Annotated in this window: 11 protein-coding genes and 1 pseudogene; 3 read left to right on the top strand and 9 right to left on the bottom strand. The window is 71.9% G+C overall.

What is annotated here, in order from left to right; genetic code table 11:
- Positions 1-254: 254 nt before the first annotated feature.
- From ACFY3I_RS43300 to ACFY3I_RS43265, 8 genes are all read right to left on the bottom strand, one after another.
- Positions 255-3,671 carry a S8 family serine peptidase gene (locus ACFY3I_RS43300; protein WP_390866449.1) on the bottom strand — a complete coding sequence of 1,139 codons (3,417 nt, stop codon included), beginning with the start codon at positions 3,669-3,671 and terminating at the stop codon, positions 255-257.
- A gap of 203 nt (positions 3,672-3,874) precedes the next feature.
- On the bottom strand, positions 3,875-4,777 hold the full coding sequence (locus ACFY3I_RS43295; protein ID WP_390866448.1) for a D-alanyl-D-alanine carboxypeptidase family protein: 903 nt from the start codon (positions 4,775-4,777) through the stop codon (positions 3,875-3,877).
- A gap of 111 nt (positions 4,778-4,888) precedes the next feature.
- Positions 4,889-5,686 (bottom strand): L,D-transpeptidase family protein, encoded by a 798-nt coding sequence (locus ACFY3I_RS43290; RefSeq protein ID WP_390866447.1) that lies wholly within the window; start codon positions 5,684-5,686, stop codon positions 4,889-4,891.
- Positions 5,687-6,064: 378 nt separating this feature from the next.
- Entirely contained in the window at positions 6,065-7,276 is a 1,212-nt protein-coding gene (locus ACFY3I_RS43285; RefSeq protein WP_390866446.1) for a CU044_5270 family protein, read from the bottom strand.
- Entirely contained in the window at positions 7,273-7,839 is a 567-nt protein-coding gene (locus ACFY3I_RS43280) for an RNA polymerase sigma factor (RefSeq protein WP_390866445.1), read from the bottom strand. The genes ACFY3I_RS43285 and ACFY3I_RS43280 overlap by 4 nt, the downstream gene beginning before the upstream one ends.
- Before the next feature lie 263 nt (positions 7,840-8,102).
- Positions 8,103-10,352 carry an ATP-binding protein gene (locus ACFY3I_RS43275; protein WP_390866444.1) on the bottom strand — a complete coding sequence of 750 codons (2,250 nt, stop codon included), beginning with the start codon at positions 10,350-10,352 and terminating at the stop codon, positions 8,103-8,105.
- 183 nt (positions 10,353-10,535) lie between these two features.
- Positions 10,536-11,621 (bottom strand): hypothetical protein, encoded by a 1,086-nt coding sequence (locus tag ACFY3I_RS43270; RefSeq protein WP_390866443.1) that lies wholly within the window; start codon positions 11,619-11,621, stop codon positions 10,536-10,538.
- Positions 11,622-11,820: 199 nt separating this feature from the next.
- Entirely contained in the window at positions 11,821-13,143 is a 1,323-nt protein-coding gene (locus tag ACFY3I_RS43265) for an FAD-dependent oxidoreductase (RefSeq protein WP_390866442.1), read from the bottom strand.
- A gap of 582 nt (positions 13,144-13,725) precedes the next feature.
- Here ACFY3I_RS43265 and ACFY3I_RS43260 point away from each other — a divergent pair.
- The 3 genes from ACFY3I_RS43260 (at position 13,726) to ACFY3I_RS43250 (ending at position 14,662) form a co-directional block, all read left to right on the top strand.
- Positions 13,726-13,929 carry a cold-shock protein gene (locus tag ACFY3I_RS43260; RefSeq protein ID WP_390866441.1) on the top strand — a complete coding sequence of 68 codons (204 nt, stop codon included), beginning with the start codon at positions 13,726-13,728 and terminating at the stop codon, positions 13,927-13,929.
- Positions 13,930-14,033: 104 nt separating this feature from the next.
- Complete coding sequence (locus ACFY3I_RS43255) at positions 14,034-14,294, top strand: hypothetical protein (RefSeq protein ID WP_390866440.1); 261 nt, start codon at positions 14,034-14,036, stop codon at positions 14,292-14,294.
- Complete coding sequence (locus ACFY3I_RS43250) at positions 14,291-14,662, top strand: fic family toxin-antitoxin system, toxin component (protein ID WP_390866439.1); 372 nt, start codon at positions 14,291-14,293, stop codon at positions 14,660-14,662. The genes ACFY3I_RS43255 and ACFY3I_RS43250 overlap by 4 nt, the downstream gene beginning before the upstream one ends.
- A 301-nt stretch (positions 14,663-14,963) precedes the next feature.
- Here ACFY3I_RS43250 and ACFY3I_RS43245 read toward each other — a convergent pair.
- A pseudogene (locus ACFY3I_RS43245) lies at positions 14,964-15,248 on the bottom strand (aldo/keto reductase); the annotation flags it as partial.
- Positions 15,249-15,933 lie beyond the last annotated feature (685 nt).

Below are 15,933 nucleotides of genomic sequence, written 5' to 3'. Positions count from 1 at the left end.
TGTGGGGGGGGGGGTTTTTGAGTCTCAGACCCTGTGGGGGGGGGGGGGGCGGGGCCGGGCCGCGGTGGGCCGTTAATCCTCATCCCCCCCCCCCGGGCCCCGCTTCCAAATATGTGTCCCGATCCGCCGAGGAGGTCATGCGTACCCGCCTGGCACACATGTGTTGCTGGCCCGGGCACACCGCGGGGCGGTACAACGGGCCGGGGACGGCCTCGAGGCCGTCCCCGGCCGGACGATGTGGCGGACCCGGCGGGTTACCGGGTGGTGAGGTAGGCGCGTTCGATCGTCTGGACCAGCGTGTCGCCCCGGGCGTCGGTCAGTTCGGCCCGAAGGGAGACCGAGCCGGCCCCGGCGGGGTGCCGCAGGGACAGGTGCGTGCCGTCGACGGCCTCGGCGGGCTGCCAGGTGCGCCCCGCGTCGTACGAGACGGCGAAGGTGAGCTTCCTGAGCCGCTGACCGGCCGCGGCGCCCTCGATGTGGAACGGCACGTCGAACCTCTGTCCCGCCTTCGCGGTGCTGGCCGAGGTCAGCCGGGGCGTGAAGCGGACCACGGACAGCGGCAGTGCCGTCCACGTGCCCTGTGCCGTCTCGGCGGAACGGAAGGTCCACACCGTCCGGATGCGGGTGCTGACCGGCGTGAGTGCGGGGTCACGGGTGCTGTCCAGCGTCAGCTCGTACGCGCTGTCCCGCGCGGGAACGGTGTACTGGGCGACGTCCTCGGCAGGGGAGACGCCGTCCGGGTCGGCGATCTCCTCGCCGTCGGCCAGGAGTGAACTCTTCCGGAGTGTCCCGGCGTGGGTGTTCCAGTGCCCGGCGCCGTCGTCGTACTGCGGCAGGTAGGCCCTGATGACGTTCCCGTCGCGGGCGATACCGGGGACGAGGAAGGGCGGGGCGGTACTCGTGTCGCCGAGGGCCGGGCCGAACACGCCGACGTCGAACCGCTCGGTGTAGTGCCGGCCGGCCCGGTACGTCCCCGTGGTCCACAGCTCGGAGTCGGGACCGGTGCCCGTCTGGACGCTGAAGTTCCACCGGATGTGGTCGCCGAGGACGTAGTCGGTGCCGCGCAGCGGCAGCTCGGCCGTGACGGGATTGCCGAGCAGGACGAGCTCGCCGTCGGGTGTGAGGGGCTGCGCGAGGACGGTCACCGGCGCACCCGCGGTGGGCGAGCCGATCCGGAGGTCGACCTCGGCGAGTTGCCGTCGTGTCACCTCGGTGCTGAAACCACCGAGCCGCCCGGTACGTTCCCACGCCAGGTGGTAGTTCACCGGCGTGCTGCCGCCCTGGTCGCTCCAGGTGCCCGCGTACTGGGCGTACGCCTGGTCGGCGGGCAGCGCGGCTCCGAGCTGCCCGACCGTGAAGCTCTGGAAGTCGGGGAAGCTGTAGACGAACAGGCCCTTGTCCAGGCCTTCGCTCCGCTGCCATCCCACGGTGATCAGGGCGTCGATGTTCGTGGCCGCCGGGTCGGGCAGGGTGGCCCGGACCGGCTGGGTCTGCCGGGCGTCGAGGGTGACGGTGGTGTCCGCGTCCAGGCGCAGCCTCGGCTGGAACAGCAGCGCGTGGACGGGGGATTCGTACCCCGGGTGGATGATGTCGTTGAGGGAGTAGTCGCCCTTGGGCAGCCGGACCGCCAGTTCGCCGTCCTCGTCGGCGTAGGAGGCGTGGAAGTCGCTGTCCACGCCCTGGACATCGGCCACGGCGTCGCCGGTGGGCTCGCCGTTCTCGTCGATGTGCTTCAGCGTGAGGGTGTACATCTCGACCTCGCGCTCCACCCCGACGGCGGTACGCACCCTGACCTTGCCGTCGGCGGAGGCGGCGGACACCGCGCCGCCGAACGTGCCGTCGGTGGCACCGGCCCGGGTGTCGGCCGTGACCGCGGCGCTCGCCTCACCGCCCGCCGGGACGGTGAGCCGCCGTGGCGAGAGGGTGAACATGCCGTCGGGGGCGGACCGCCCGTCCGCCGAGAGCGCGTCGACGGACAGGTCCAGGGTGACCGGCTCGGTACCCAGGTTGCGGTACGTGAGCTGCTTCGTCACCGGCTTGTCGTCGTCGTGCGGCCATTCCTGCCTGCCGAAGTCGAGCGGCCCCTGCCCGGCGACGACGCCCTGCCCGACGGCACGGGCCACATCGGTACGGCCGGTGCCCTGCTGGAACGAGCTGTACGCGCCCGGCTCGGCCGAACCGGTCAGTACCGCCTTGATCCGCTCGCCGCTCCAGTCGGGGTGCTGCTGGGCCAGGAGGGCTGCCGCGCCGGCCACATGCGGGGTGGCCATGGAGGTGCCGTCGAGAGTGATGTAGCCCGGTATGTCGGAGGGGTATTCCTCCTCCAGAAGGCTGCCGGGGGCGGCCGCCGCCGTGATGGCGACGCCGGGTGCCGTCAGGTCGGGTTTGACTCCGCTGTCACCGACCCGGGGGCCGCGGCCGGAGAAGTCCGCGAGCCGGTCCGCCTTGTCGACGGCGCCGACGGTGAGCGCGGCCGCGGCGCTGCCCGGCGTGTTCACCGTGTGCTCGCCCGGTCCGTCATTGCCGGCCGCGACGACGAAGAGCGTGCCGGTCTCGGCGGAGAGCCGGTCCAGCGCCTCCTCCACCGGATCGGTGTCGGGTGTGTCCGTACCGCCGATACTGAGGTTGACGATGTCGGCGCCCTGGGACACCGCCCATTCCATGCCGGCCATGACGCCGGATTCCTCGGCGACACCGCGGTCGTTCGTGATCTTGCCGTCCAGGATCTTCGCACCCGGGGCGACGCCCCTGTACTTCCCGTCGGACCCGGCCCCCGTCCCGGCCACGATGGACGCCACATGGGTGCCGTGGCCGAAGTGGTCCTCTGCGTCGGGGGAATCGGAGAAGTTCTGCTCCGCGATCACCTGGCCCGCCAGATCGGGGTGGTCCTGGTCGACCCCGCTGTCCAGCACGGCGACCTTGACGCCGGTGCCGTCGTAGCCGGCGGCCCAGGCGGTCGGGGCGCCGATCTGCGCCACGCTCGTGTCGAGGGCGGTCCGCAGCGTGCCGTCCAGCCACACCTTCCGCACCGCCGTCGAGGGGGCGAACTCCTCCCCGGAGCGGGCACTTTCGCCCGCGCCCACGCCCGTCCCGGGGTCGGTGCCGGCACCGGCACCGGCACCGACCCCGGCACCGGTCATCGCGTCCCAGAAATCGGCGCCGCGCTTCTTCTGGGTGTGCATCGCCGTGCCGTTGACGACGGGCAGCGCGCGCCCGATCTCTGCTCCGGCCGCGGTGAACGTGCTCATCGAGCGCTGTTTCCGCTGGTCCCGGAAGGTGACGATCAGCGGCAGGTCGGAACGGTGCGCGTCGTCGTAGTGGTCCGCCACCAGCTCGGTCACGTCGAACAGCCGCGGGTCCAGCCGGCCCGCCGCCAGCAGCAGTTCCGCGTCGCCGGGAACCACTCGTGTATGGCCGGCGACCTTCCGGACCGAGAACGGCACGCGCTCCCGGCCCTTCGCCCGCTCCACCCCGACGACCTGGCCGCCGGCGTTCACCATGACCCGGTCGCCGGTGATCAGCGTCACCGACTGGGACGCCTTCGCCGTACCGGCACCGCCCACGCCGGGGACACCGCCCCGCGGTGCCGCGGTGGCTCCACCGGCTAAGCCCGAGGTGAGCGCCACGACGAGGGCGACGGCCCCCGTCAGGTATCCGCTGGGTCTGCGCATAGGAACTGCTCCTGTCCTTCTTCTTGGTGACAACACAGGGACCGGTTCGCCGGTGGGTCGATCCGACGGGCGAACCATCGCGGTCACATGTGCAGGCTCGACAGCCATCCGTGACGGCGACACGTGTGCATATCACCCGTGCACTTGACGGCACAGGACCCGCCGTATGGGGCGCGGCGGGTCCTGTGCCGGCGTTCGACGTGTCAGCTGATCCTGGCGTAGCCGTAGTTGATGAGTTTCTTCACGTCCGCCGTGCGGCTGGCCGCGGAGGAGTCGGTGAGGACGGCGCCCATGACCGACTCGCCGTTCTTCGTGGCGGCGAAGACGAGGCAGTACTTGGCCTGGGTGCCCGAGCCGGTCTTGATGCCCAGGGTGCCGTTCCAGCCGAGCAGGGTGTTGGTGTTGGTCCAGGTCCCCATGGTGCGGGTGGAGCCCGTCCTGGTGGTCGTCCTCGCCCGGTAGGACTTGGTCTTGACGACCGCCTTGAAGGTGGAGCTCTTCATGGCGCTGCGGGCGAGCACCGTCAGGTCCCGCGCGGAGGAGTAGTTGGACCCGTTGCTGATGCCGTCGAACGAGTCGAAGTGCGTGTTGGCCAGCCCGAGACTCCTGGCCGTCGTGTTCATCTTGGCGATGAAGTTCTTGGTGCGGGCCGAAACCGTGGAGCCGGAGCCGTACTTGTCGGCGAGCGCCATCGCCGCGTCGCAGCCGGAGGGCAGCAGCATCCCGTACAGGAGCTGGCGGACGGTGACCTTGTCACCGACGATCAGGTGCGCGGAGGAGGCGCCCTTGGCGACGATGTAGTCGCTGTAGGCCTTCTTGACCGTGACCTTGGCGTCCAGGTTCAGGTTCGACTGCGACAGGACCACCTTCGCAGTCATGATCTTGGTGGTGGAGGCGGTGAGCCGGTGCGTGCTGCCGGCCTTGCTGAACAGGGTCTTGCCGGTGGCGCTGTTCATCAGGAACCCGCTCTTGGCGGTGATGGAGGGCGCGGTGACGGCCTGCGCGGGTATCGCGGTGAGAGCACCGGTGGCCAGCAGTGCGCCGGACGTGACGGCGACGGCGGCAGCCCTGTGCAGGCGCCGCGCGGCCTTCGTGTCGGTATTCAATTCAGTTCCCCGATTGAGTTGGAATTCTCCTGATGTATGGCCGAGTCGACCGGCATGCATAGTAGTCACACGTGTCGCCTGGGCATACAGCGCCTGGAACGCGCGGGGAGGTCACCGGGTGAGGGAAGCGGCGTCTCCCATCACCACGACGGGACGGTCGGCGGGTTCGAGCGCGCGCAGCAACTGCCGCATGTGCGGCTTGGAGAGGCTGACGCAGGCATGCGTGGGGCCGCCGTGGTCGACGTGTATCCAGATGCCCCCGCCGCGGTTCGCGCCCAGCGGATGCGTCCCGTCCATCGGTGATGTACCGGGCTGCCGGTTGTAGTTGATGGCGAGGACGTAGTCGAAGGCCCCGCTGAGCGGTTCGCCCTCGAAGCCGGCGCCGCTCACCGAGAAGGCCCCCGAGTGGTGGTACGGCAGCTTCGTACCGGGGTCGGCCAGCCGCCCGCCGGCGTCGGTGAGACCGAAAACGCCGATGGGACTGTGCAGATCGCCCGCGTAGTGTTCGTCGGTCCAGCCCCGGTAGCCGTTGTGCGCGGCCCACACCGCGCCCGGACGCCAGCCCCCGTCGACACGTTGCCAGAGCACGGCCTTCGAGGACGCCGACGTCCTGTCCGCGCCCGTGACGAGGAGGACCTGCCGGGCGTCGGCCGGAACCTGCGCCAGGGTCTTGGGACCGAGCCCCGGCAACCGGGCGGGCAGTTGCGGCCGCGGCCGGGCCGTCGCCCGGGGCGTGGCGGGTGCGAGCGTCTCCTGTCCGATCGCCGCCCGGGCGGCGTCCCGGACGGTCGCGGCCCGCTCTGAGGCTCCGGTGGAGTCGCCCGCGGGGAGGTGGAGATGAGCGGCGACGCCCAGCGCGGAGACGACGAGCGCCGCGGACGCGGACAGAAGGGGCCTGTGGAGGCGCATGGGTGCAGGCTTTCTCGGGGGTAAAGGAATCGGCTCGGACGGGACCCGGGGACCGGAATCCGGGCGGAGGGAATCCGGACGGACGGACTCCGGGGAACGGATACGGGCGGAGGAAGCGATGCCGGGCGGCGGTGAGGCTCCAGGGCAGCGCGAGCGGGCCGGTCGCGACAGCCGCCCGCACCGTGGGCCGCCCGGACACCGAGGACCCGGCCGCGGGCGGCGACGCGGCGCTCTCGCCCGGAAGGGGACCCGGTCCGCACCGTGAACGGTCCGGCGGGGACCCGCCGCGCCGTGGCGGCGGATCCCCCGGTCCGCCGCGCGCCCGGGCAGGGTGGCACACCGCCCTGCCCGGCCGGGCCGTGCCGCCCGCGGCTCGGCTCAGTCGCGGGCGTTCTTCGGCACGTTGATCTGGTGCTCGCCCCAGCCCATCCGGGTGGTCGCCTGGTAGTTGAGCGTCGTGCCCGCCTTCAGGCCCGCCGCTTCGGCCGTGGCCGAGGGCTCGACCAGCAGGAGCTGGTCGCAGAGCATCGCACCCGTGGACGGGTCGATGACCAGCCGCTGCTTGGTGGTTCCGGCCGGGCCCCGGTACGTGCCGGGGAACTCGACGCCGACACCCACGCGCCCCAGCGGGTCGGTGACGTGCCCGACCACCCGGACTCCGGGCAGCGCGGCCATCACACGGTACGCCGCCGCCCGCACGGCGGGCTTCACGGGCATCGTCACGAGGTCGCCCGCTTGGCGCAGCATCCAGGTACTGCGGTCCGCACCGCTGTCGGTGCTGTTGCCCCGCGCGTAGAGCCCCTCCAGGTAGCGCCGCAGCCCCGCGCCGGTGGAGGGCAGCGCCCTGAGGTCCTTGTAGGAGACGTTGTCCGGGCCGACGGCGTAGATCTTGTTGTCGATGTTCGTCCGCATGACCGTCGGCCGGCCGCTTCCCAGCGGGTAGGCCCTGCCGGCCTCGCCGTGCTGCCCGGCCTTGACGGTGACGGTGTGCGGCGAGCCCGCGGCGCGCCAGCGTGCCTCGTCCGCCGCGGTCCGGGGCTCGGCCAGGTAACCCAGTCCGGAGACCATCAGGCTCCCGGTGCCCCGCCGCACACCCACCGACCATTCCTCGGTCGAGGTGCTGCGCACGGCGAAGAAGCGCCCGTTCGCCTCGGCGACGTCCACACTCCGCGTCTGCGTGGTGGTCTGCCAGTACGTGCCCTCGGCGGGTGAGGCCTCCGCGTTCCGTGCCGCGCTGAGCAGCTCGATCTGACCGTCGACGTGGAGGTCCTGGCCGGTGCCCGACGGCCGCGCCCCCGTGGCGGACGGCGGCTGTGCCACGGGCCGGCCGGCCGGTGCCTGCCCGCCGAGGGTGCCGACGGCCACCGCCACCGACGCCGCCACCGCGGTCAGCGCCATCGCGCCCAGCGGGCGGAAACCGATTCTGCGGCGCGTCGCGCGGCCGTCCGCGGCTGCGGCGGTGATGCGGGCGAAGTCCTGCCGCTGCCGCCCCGGATCCGTCAACCGGGAGGGATCCAGCGCGTCGGGCCGTGCGTCCGCGAGCACCTTCATGACGTCGGGCCGTCCGGACCTCTCGGGGTGGTTCTTCACGCGGGTGCTCCTTGACCATGGGTGGGAAATGCGGTGGGTACGGCGTTCACGGAAGCCGTCTCGGACGCCTGTGCCGTCTCCAGCGCCTTCTCCAGACGGCGCCGGGCCCGGTACAGCCGGACCGTCAGGGTCGCGCCGGTGCAGTTCAGGACCCGCGCGGCGTCCCTGCTGCTCAGGCCGTGCCAGGCGATCAGCGTGAGCAGTTCACGGTCGGCGTCCGACAGGCTCGCCAGGGCCTGGAGCGCGATGTGCCGGTCCGTGACCACCGCCGCGATGTCACCGGCGTGCGTCTGGCCGCCGCTGCTGATGCGTTGTGCCTCCTCGGCGGCGTGCAGGTACCGCAGGGCGTCCTTGCGGCGCAGTTCGCGCACCAGGTTGCGGGCCACCCCCAGCAGCCACGGCAGCGGCGGGTGGGGGAGGGCGTCCACCCGCCGCCAGGCGACGGTGAACGTCTCGCTGGTGATGTCCTCTCCCACCTCCCGCCCGACCAGGCTCGTGGCATAGGCGAGGACCCGCGGGTAATGCTCTTCGTAGACACCTTGGAAGCGCTCGGCAGGCGTCACGAGCCCTCCTCTCGTCTCGGCTTTCACACCAAGCAATGCGCCCAGAGCCCCGGTTCTTACATGCGCGGACGAAGAAATCTCCTGTGATCGGCGTCACGTCGGGGGAGGGACCCGGGTCACCAGCCCGTGCCGTCGGCCTCCACGACGTGTGCACACCCCGCCACCCGGCCGCATGTCTTGCGAACGGCACACTCACCGACGTGGCCGCGCCGCCGTGCCCTCCGCAGGCCGGCACGGCGACGCCGCGGGGGAGGGGCGGCGCGTCACGAAGCGGGCTCCGCCCCCGGTCGCGGCAGCGCCGCCGCCTTCGCGCGCATCTCCGCGGCGCGGGCGACCCGCAGGCCGCCGAAGATGTCCGCCGCCCGGGTCCAGCTCGCCCGGGCCCGCAGGGCGTCCCCCAATTCCAGCTGGGCGGAGGCGAGATGGTCCAGCACCGCGGCCTGGCTGTAGTCGTTGAGCAGTTCCTCGAAGAGACGCAGGGACTTCTCGTAGTCCACGACCGCCGCCGCGGGATCACCCAGCCGCTGCCGGGCGTAACCGATGCTGTCCCAGGCCGCCGCCTCGTTGCCGCGGTCACCGAGGTCCCGCAGGATCGGGATCGCCTCCTCACACCTCGCGATGGCCTCCCGGTACTCGCCCAGGGCGGAGAGGAACCAGCCCACCGAGCCGAGTTCCACGGCGATCTGGTCGCGCTGCCCGAGTCCGCGGAAGATCTCCAGGGCCCGCCGTGAATGGCGCAGTCCCTCCGCGTAACGCTCCTGTCCGTCCCGTGCCCAGGCGATGCTCCGCTCGGCCCGCCCCCGGTCCTCCGGTGGGAGCCGGTGCAGGTGAGCGAGGATCAGCTCGACCGGCTCGTCGGCCTCGTCGGGACGGCCGGTCTCCACCAGGGCGCGTGCCAGGCTCCCGCCGGCCCTGGCCACGGCGACCGGGTCGTCCAGCGCGAGAGCCGCGTCGAGCCCGATGCGCTCGGCCGTGATCTCCTCCGCCCACCGGCCCTCGACGACGTGGTAGCTGGCCCACTCCCGGATGAGATCGACACGGTGCCGCAGCAGCCCGGGATCCACCGGCAGACGCAACGCCGCCGCGGCGGTCTGCTCCTCCTGGCGGTACCACGCGAGCGCTTCGTCCCGGTCGTCGATCGCCACCCTCACGACCCCGGGAACCGGCGCGTCCGTCCGCTCGGGCATGTACTTCGCGATGAACCGGTTCGCCGCGTAGGCGTTGCGGCGCAGGTAGTGCAGCAGACGGGCCTCGGCACCGTGCCGGTCGTCGCCGTGCCGTTCGACGAGTTCCGCACCGTAGGCACGGACCAGGTCGTGCAGGACGTACCGGCCCTCGGCGTCCCGGGACAGCAGGCTGGCGGAGACGAGCTCGCGCAGGTGGCGTCTCGCCGACGGCATGCCCACCCCCACCAGGGAGGCGATGGACTCGACGGAGGCGGCCGGGCCCGGGTGCAGGGCCAGATATCGAAAGAAACGTGCCGTCTCGGCGGAGAGGGTGCGATAGGAGCAGGAGAACACCGCCCGTATGTCGGCACGCCGGTCGTCAACCGACAACGCGTCGAGCCGGGCCTCCGCCAGCTCACGCACGACGACGTGCAGCGGCAGACCAGGTGACATGCTCAACTGCGCGCCGAGCACGGCGATCGCCAGCGGCAGCCCTCCGCACAGTCCGACCAGTTCGGCTGCGGCCCGGGGCTCCGCCCGGACCCGTTCCCCGCCGATCCGTGCTGCCAGCGCGGTCAGCGACTCCGTCTCGCTCCACACCTCCAGCGCGATCAGCGCGGCCCCCTCCGTGGCGGCCAGACCGGACATGTGCTCACGCGAGGTGATGATGGTCAGACAGCCGGGCGCCAGGGGCAGCATAGGCCGCACGTGCTCCTCGCCGCGCGCGTTGTCGAGTACGACGATCAGCCGCAGCGACGCCACCCGCTCACGGAAAAGCGCCGAGCGCTCCTTGGTGCCGGCCGGAAGATCGGTGCTCGGCACACCGAGCGCACCGAGGAACCCGCCCAGTGCCTCCCCGGGATCCAACGGCTGTGCCTGCTCATCGAAGCCGCGCAGGTTCACGTACAACTGCCCGTCGGGAAAGCGCTCGGCCTCCTGGTGCGCCCAGTGCACCGCCAGCGTCGTCTTGCCGACCCCGGCCATACCTCCGATCGCGGAGATGACGACGTTCCGGAACGGCCCGGTGAGCTGTCCCGCCATCGCTCGGACCGCGGCCAGCGTCTCCTCCCGGCCCTGGAAGGCCACGGGATCGGGTGGCAGCTGCCGGGGCGTCTGCCGCGTGTGCCGACGCGCCGCCCGCAGCAGGCGGCGACGCTCGTCCTCGCCCGGCCGCAGGGCGTCCAGCAGTTCGCCCAGAGTGGCAGGCCGCGGCAGACTCTGCCCGCGCTCCATGTCACTGATGGCGCGGACACTCACCCCGGACGCGGCGGCCAGCCCCTCCAGCGTCAACAGGGCCCGTTGCCGCGCCTCACGCAGCAGCCGACCAAAGGTACCGTTGTCGCTCATTCCCCTCCCGCCCGGCCCCGGCAGGCTGCGTCGTACCGGCGGCCGGGGCCGTCGCGAAGGTAACAGCTCCGGTCCGCGCGACGACAAGGCCGTCTCGCCTGCTGAACAGCGGCGAGCGAGTGGCGAGCTGGCCCTGCCGACGCGACCTGCCGACGACCCGTGCCCGGCACGGGCACGGCGCGCTCACTCTCCCGGCAGCCACCCGAAGCGGCCGGCGGACCACTCCCGCACCGCGGGGACGACCGCTTCGGTCCCGCCCGGCAGGCGGTCCAGGCGGATCACGCCGTACACCTCCTGGCCGTCCACCACATACGAGCGCTCCCGTGCGAAGCCGCGGCCCGGCTCGGCCCACACCAGCAGCCAGGGATGCCAGTCCGCCGGTCGGTTGCCCACCGTCACCGCGGCGATCCCCGGCCAGTCGTACACGGTGTCGGTGCCGCCCGCTTCCCGCGCGGTGAGCCCCTCCGGTCCCACCAGCAGCCGGCGCGGCCTGACCCAGCGCCGGAAGGACCGGCCGGAGTACCACCACGCGACCAGGGCGCCGAGCGGAGCGACGGCGATGAACGGCTCCGGTACAGACGGTCCGCCGCCGCGGAAGGAGGCCACCGCGAGCAGGGTGAGCACCACCGCCGAAGCCAGCCCCGCCGTGAGCCGTGCCGCGTTGCCGGCCCGCGCGGTGAACTCCCCCGGGCGGCGGAGCGCAGTGAGAGGTGCCGGGCCGGCCGCTCCGGCCACGCCCTCCCGCGCGCCGGCGCCGGGTGCGGTTCCCGCCGTACCGGAGCCGCCGTCCGGTAGCAGCCCGGCGGGCAGCCTCTTGACCCGGCTGCCGCGGAACCTCCCTATCGTGTCGACCAGTTGGGGCAACGGCTGGTCCATGTCGTCGGTGTCGATCAGCGTGTACCGGCGCCGCCCGTCATCCGTACGGTCCGCCTTGCGCGGCAGTTCCGCACCGGGCACCGGCCACAGCACCAGCCGAGGTGGCGGTGGGCCGTCCTCCCCCGGGCCGCCCTCCGGGCTTCCCCCGGCGGATAGTCCAGCCCGATCCGCTCGATCCGTGCCCAGCTCAGTTCCGCGTCGTGCAGCCGCACCCCCCCACGCGTCGATCACCAGGCGGAACGGCTTGCGCAGCTCCCGCAGGTGCAGCAGTCCCACAAGGCCTACCAGCGCGAACACGCAGACGAACGGCGCCAGTGTCCGCCAGCCGGCACCGTGCCTGACGACCAGCCAGAGTCCGCACGCCGTCTCCAGCGTCAGTGCCCAGCCGGCCATACGTGTGCCTCTGCGGCGTAGCCGCCCCCGCTTCGTGAATTCCACTCCGTACCCCTCCCGGCGTCGTCCAGTCGGGGGGAGCGTGCTCAGATTCGGCAGCGGAGGGGTGAAGTCCACGCCACGAGATCGTCCTTGCCCTGCGCCAGACACCGGGGACGACGGCGTGACGGCCGGTGCCCGGCTGCCGGGCACCGGACGGCTACTGTGCCCCGGCCCGCTGCACACGCTCCATCAGTTCTGGGCTGAGCAGGGAGGTGACGGGTGCCATCAGGTTGGCCACCTTGAGGAACGCCGTGCCCAGGGCCGGGTCGACCGCCGCGGCGGCGCGGAACTGGTCGAGATATCCGTTGATCTCCGCGTCCTGCGGTCCGCGCTCGCCCTCGACCTCGGGGAACCGCAGGTCGCCGCCGGTGGCGAGGGACCAGGGTTCGGCGAGCAGGGCGGCCGCGGACGCGAAGAACCGGGGCGCCAGGTTCTGCGTGCCGTGTTCCTGGAGCAGGGACTGCAGGAGCTCGGCCTCCATGACGGCCACCGTCATGCCCTGACCGTAGATCGGGTTGAAGCTGCACAGCGCGTCACCGACGACGAGGAACCCGCCGAGGTGGCGGTCGAGCCTGTCGAAGTGGTTGAGGGTGCTTTCGGGGTAGCGCATTTTGACGGCTTCGTCGACGGGTACGGCGGAGCGGAGCACATCGGCGGCGTCCTGTCCCGCCAGGCCCGAGACGAAATCGATCATCCCGGCATCGTCCGTGGGAGGTTCCTCGCCCAGCAGTCCCGCCAGCAGCACCGCGAAACGGTCGCCTTCCTGCCTGACCACCACCGCGGCGCGGGGCTGCCCGGGATAGGGCACCACGGTGGTCCCGAGCCTGCCGTCCAGCAGACCGGGCTCCTGCTTGTAGTGCCGCGTCACGTAGACGACGTTCGTCCTGACGGCCGTGTGCTCCGGGACGGGGTAGCCGAACTCGCGGAGCCAGGCCAGGGCGCGGGAGCCGCGTCCGGCGGCGTCCACCACGAGGTCCGCCGCCACGCTCTCCTCGGCGCCTGTGTGCCGCCGCACCCGTGCCCCGGCCACGCGGCCGTCGTCGACGAGCAGACCGTCGACCTGGGCGCCGGCGACGACGGTGACGTTCGGCAGCGCGCCGACGCGGTCCCGGATCATCTCCTCGATCTGCGGCCTGCTCACACCGAAGCCGCGCAGCCCGGACGTCGCTCCGGCCATCCTGTGGCCGTCCAGGAACCAGGAGAAGTCCGCCTGCCCGTCACCACTGGGGACGCCGGCCGCGGTCATGGCGTCGACGAAGCCGGGGAAGAGGCCGTCCAGCCCGACGGCACCGCGAGTGAGCAGTGCGTGCACTTGTCGGCCCTGCGGTACGCCACGCCGGGCGACGGTGTGTGCCGGGAACGTGTCCCGTTCGAAAACGGTCACCTGATGGAACGACGTGCTCAGTGCGCGCGCGGCCAGGAGACCTGCGACGCTGCCGCCGACGACGACGGCGTGACCGGCGGAACTATTCGATTTCATTGCCATGATAATGGGACGAATCTGAGTCGCACCGTTGTTCGCTCCACCGGCAGTGGGATGCCTCACGTCCGGCGTGGTGCACACGTCGCCGAAGCCGTCGGGATCCCGGTTCACCTACGACGGTTCCGGGCGTGATTCTCCCTACCGCACACATACTTGACGAGGCATCACCTGAAGCCGCACTTCGGAGGGATCATCGAGACGCCCGGCCTGCCTGGTAGGCCGGAAGCGCATCAGTCAGGGGAACGGATACGTCAACACCTTCATCGTGACGTACTGGCCCGGAAGTCCGGGCGGCGCCTGGAACGACTGCGACTTCGGTGCAGCCGCTGGTGAGCGGGGATTCTGGGTCATGTGCGACGGTGCCGGCCGGAACTCCAGGCCTCGCACGTGTGAAGAGATGCATGAGCTGCCGGCGCTTGAACGGCTGATTTCCCCTGGTGAGTGCCGGTTCCGGCATGTAGCGTCACTCTCTGATGTCGTGGTTCGCGGTACCCGCCAGCACCGTGTGGTGACGGGATCATGGCGATCACCCCCGGGGCCGCGTGGTGTGGTCCCTGCAAGCAACCGAGAGGCACCAGCATGGCCAGCGGAATCGTCAAGTGGTTCAACGCCGAGAAGGGTTTTGGCTTCATCCAGCAGGACGGCGGTGGGCCGGACGTGTTCGCTCACTACTCCAACATCAACAGCACCGGCTTCCGTGAGCTGCTCGAAGGCCAGGCCGTGACCTTCGACGTCACCCAGGGGCAGAAGGGACCGCAGGCGGAGAACATCACCGCCGCCTGACGCCCGGGGTCCGGGCCGGTGCGTAGGCGCCGGCCCGGATCGGCACCGCCGCGGCGTGGACGACTTGCCCCTCCATGCCTGCTACCACCCTGCTACCATGCGGTATGAGTTCCAATCGGAAGCAGACCCAGGTCCGCCTGGACGCGGACATTCTCGCCGCTGGACACGACGCTGCGAGGACCCGCGGCCTGGACTTCAACCGGTACATCGAAAGACTCATCCAGGAAGACACCACCGGCGCTCGGGCAGCCGGCATGGAGGCCGCGCAACGCCTCATCGACCAGCACGGCGGCTTCCTCGACGACCTGGAGCGCCGGCTCGACGCGCCGTTCGAGGAGACGCGCCTGCCGGGGGCCGCGGCGTGATCGTGCACGTCGACGAAGCATGGATCCTGGAAGTCGCCGAACGGGCCGGCCACCGCGACCCGTCCGCCGACGACTACGGGGTCCCCATCGCGGCCGTCGCACGCCATCGGGGTGAAGCCATCGACCACCCCGTCTACGCCGGCCCCTACGCACGGGCCGCCGCCCTGGTCCACACACTCGGCCGGTGCCGCTGGTTGGAGCGCTCCAACCTCACCGTCGCCTGCGCCGTCGCCGTCATGTATCTTGCCGCGTCGAACGTCCCCGTCGACCCCACCCGCGAGCAACTGACCGCGCTCGCCCACGAGCTGAACAGCCCCCGCTGCACCGCCCAGCAGATCGCGAACCTCCTGCGGACCTGGAAACCCTGACCCGGCCACGGTGGCGGCCACTCACCCCCAGGACCGTGCTTCAGCGGACCCGCAAACCGTTGACGAGCAGCACGCAAACCCGGTCCAGGGCGGTGAACACTTTCCCCCAGCCGCGCACGCAGCCGCTCGGGCGCGGCCGTCGCCGGATCGTCGGCGATCGCCGCGAGACGGTCGTAGGACCGGTCGATCCAGCGGCGGATGACGGCCTCGCGCAGTGCCGCCTCGGAGGGGAGGCGCCCTGCTGTACGTCCTCGGTCGCCGCGAGGATGGTCTCGGCGTCCAGCGCCCTCGTGCGGGGGTGTCAGCGCTCGCGCTCCGACTGCGCCACGAGCGGCGCGGCGTGGCGATCCCCAGCCACCGCGTCAGCAGGCACTGCCGCCTCGATCGCCGCCAGATCCCGGCCGGTCAGTGCCGGTTCGGCGGCGGCCATGGCCTCGGTGACGCGCTGGGGCCTGCGCGCGCCTACCTGGGCGACGATGTCGTCACGCCCACGGTCCTGCGCGATCACCCACGCGATGGCCGGCCGGGCGACCGTGACGCCCCGCCCATGGGAGAGCCTGCGCACGTTCTCCACCAGCGTGAGGTTGGCCGGTGAGGTTGTCGCCGCTGAAGCACGACAGGCGTCACACGCGGCCCGCTCGTTCCCAGTGCTCTACGCGCCGCAGGATGCTGGCAAGAGGGTGGTGTCGCACCCGCATCCGGGTAGCTCATAGTGGACTGCTCCATGCCGTACATCCCTTCAGAAGAGGACGCCTGTGACAACCGCTGCCAGCGAGCCTTCCCCCGAGCGAGTCCCCGGCCGGGTCTGGACGGTCCGCCTGACCGGGCACGCCGACCGGAGCGCCACGGTCACCTGCAGCTCCGCGGCCTGCAGGATGCCTGCACGTTCCAAGGACCTGACCGGTCTGCGGACGTTCGCCGCCCAGCACGCCGCCGCTCACGCGCGAGTGGCCTCAGTCCATGCCAACGCCTGGTGCCACTGCGCATCCACACAGTGCTCCGCCCACCCTGACACTCCCGCTCACTGCACGGGCGGCGTGGCACTCGTCCTGCGGCACGATCCCCTCGTCGGACGTGTATGGACACTGGAAGAGGTCTGTGAGACATGCGCCGCGCTGATGCCACACGCGCGCGTCATGGCCCGCGCCGCCCGGCCCCCACGCGCCGGCAGCTCACCGGCCGTGGGGGGGGGGGGGCCCCCCCCCCCCCCGCCCCCCCCCCCCCCCCCCCCCCCCCCCCCCCGCCCCCCCCCCCCCCCCCCCCCCCCCCGT

The organism is Streptomyces sp. NPDC001068, assembly GCF_042897315.1.
Taxonomy (GTDB): domain Bacteria; phylum Actinomycetota; class Actinomycetes; order Streptomycetales; family Streptomycetaceae; genus Streptomyces.
This window is presented reverse-complemented; position numbering and strand designations above follow the sequence as displayed.

What these genes read in the sequence shown, in the direction of transcription:
- ACFY3I_RS43300 (WP_390866449.1), bottom strand. Translation starts at nt 3,671, where the DNA reads ATGCGCAGACCCAGCGGATACCTGACGGGGGCCGTCGCCCTCGTCGTG.
- ACFY3I_RS43290 (WP_390866447.1), bottom strand. Translation starts at nt 5,686, where the DNA reads ATGCGCCTCCACAGGCCCCTTCTGTCCGCGTCCGCGGCGCTCGTCGTC.
- ACFY3I_RS43275 (WP_390866444.1), bottom strand. Translation starts at nt 10,352, where the DNA reads ATGAGCGACAACGGTACCTTTGGTCGGCTGCTGCGTGAGGCGCGGCAA.
- ACFY3I_RS43270 (WP_390866443.1), bottom strand. Translation starts at nt 11,621, where the DNA reads ATGGCCGGCTGGGCACTGACGCTGGAGACGGCGTGCGGACTCTGGCTG.
- ACFY3I_RS43265 (WP_390866442.1), bottom strand. Translation starts at nt 13,143, where the DNA reads ATGAAATCGAATAGTTCCGCCGGTCACGCCGTCGTCGTCGGCGGCAGC.
- ACFY3I_RS43260 (WP_390866441.1), top strand. Translation starts at nt 13,726, where the DNA reads ATGGCCAGCGGAATCGTCAAGTGGTTCAACGCCGAGAAGGGTTTTGGC.
- ACFY3I_RS43255 (WP_390866440.1), top strand. Translation starts at nt 14,034, where the DNA reads ATGAGTTCCAATCGGAAGCAGACCCAGGTCCGCCTGGACGCGGACATT.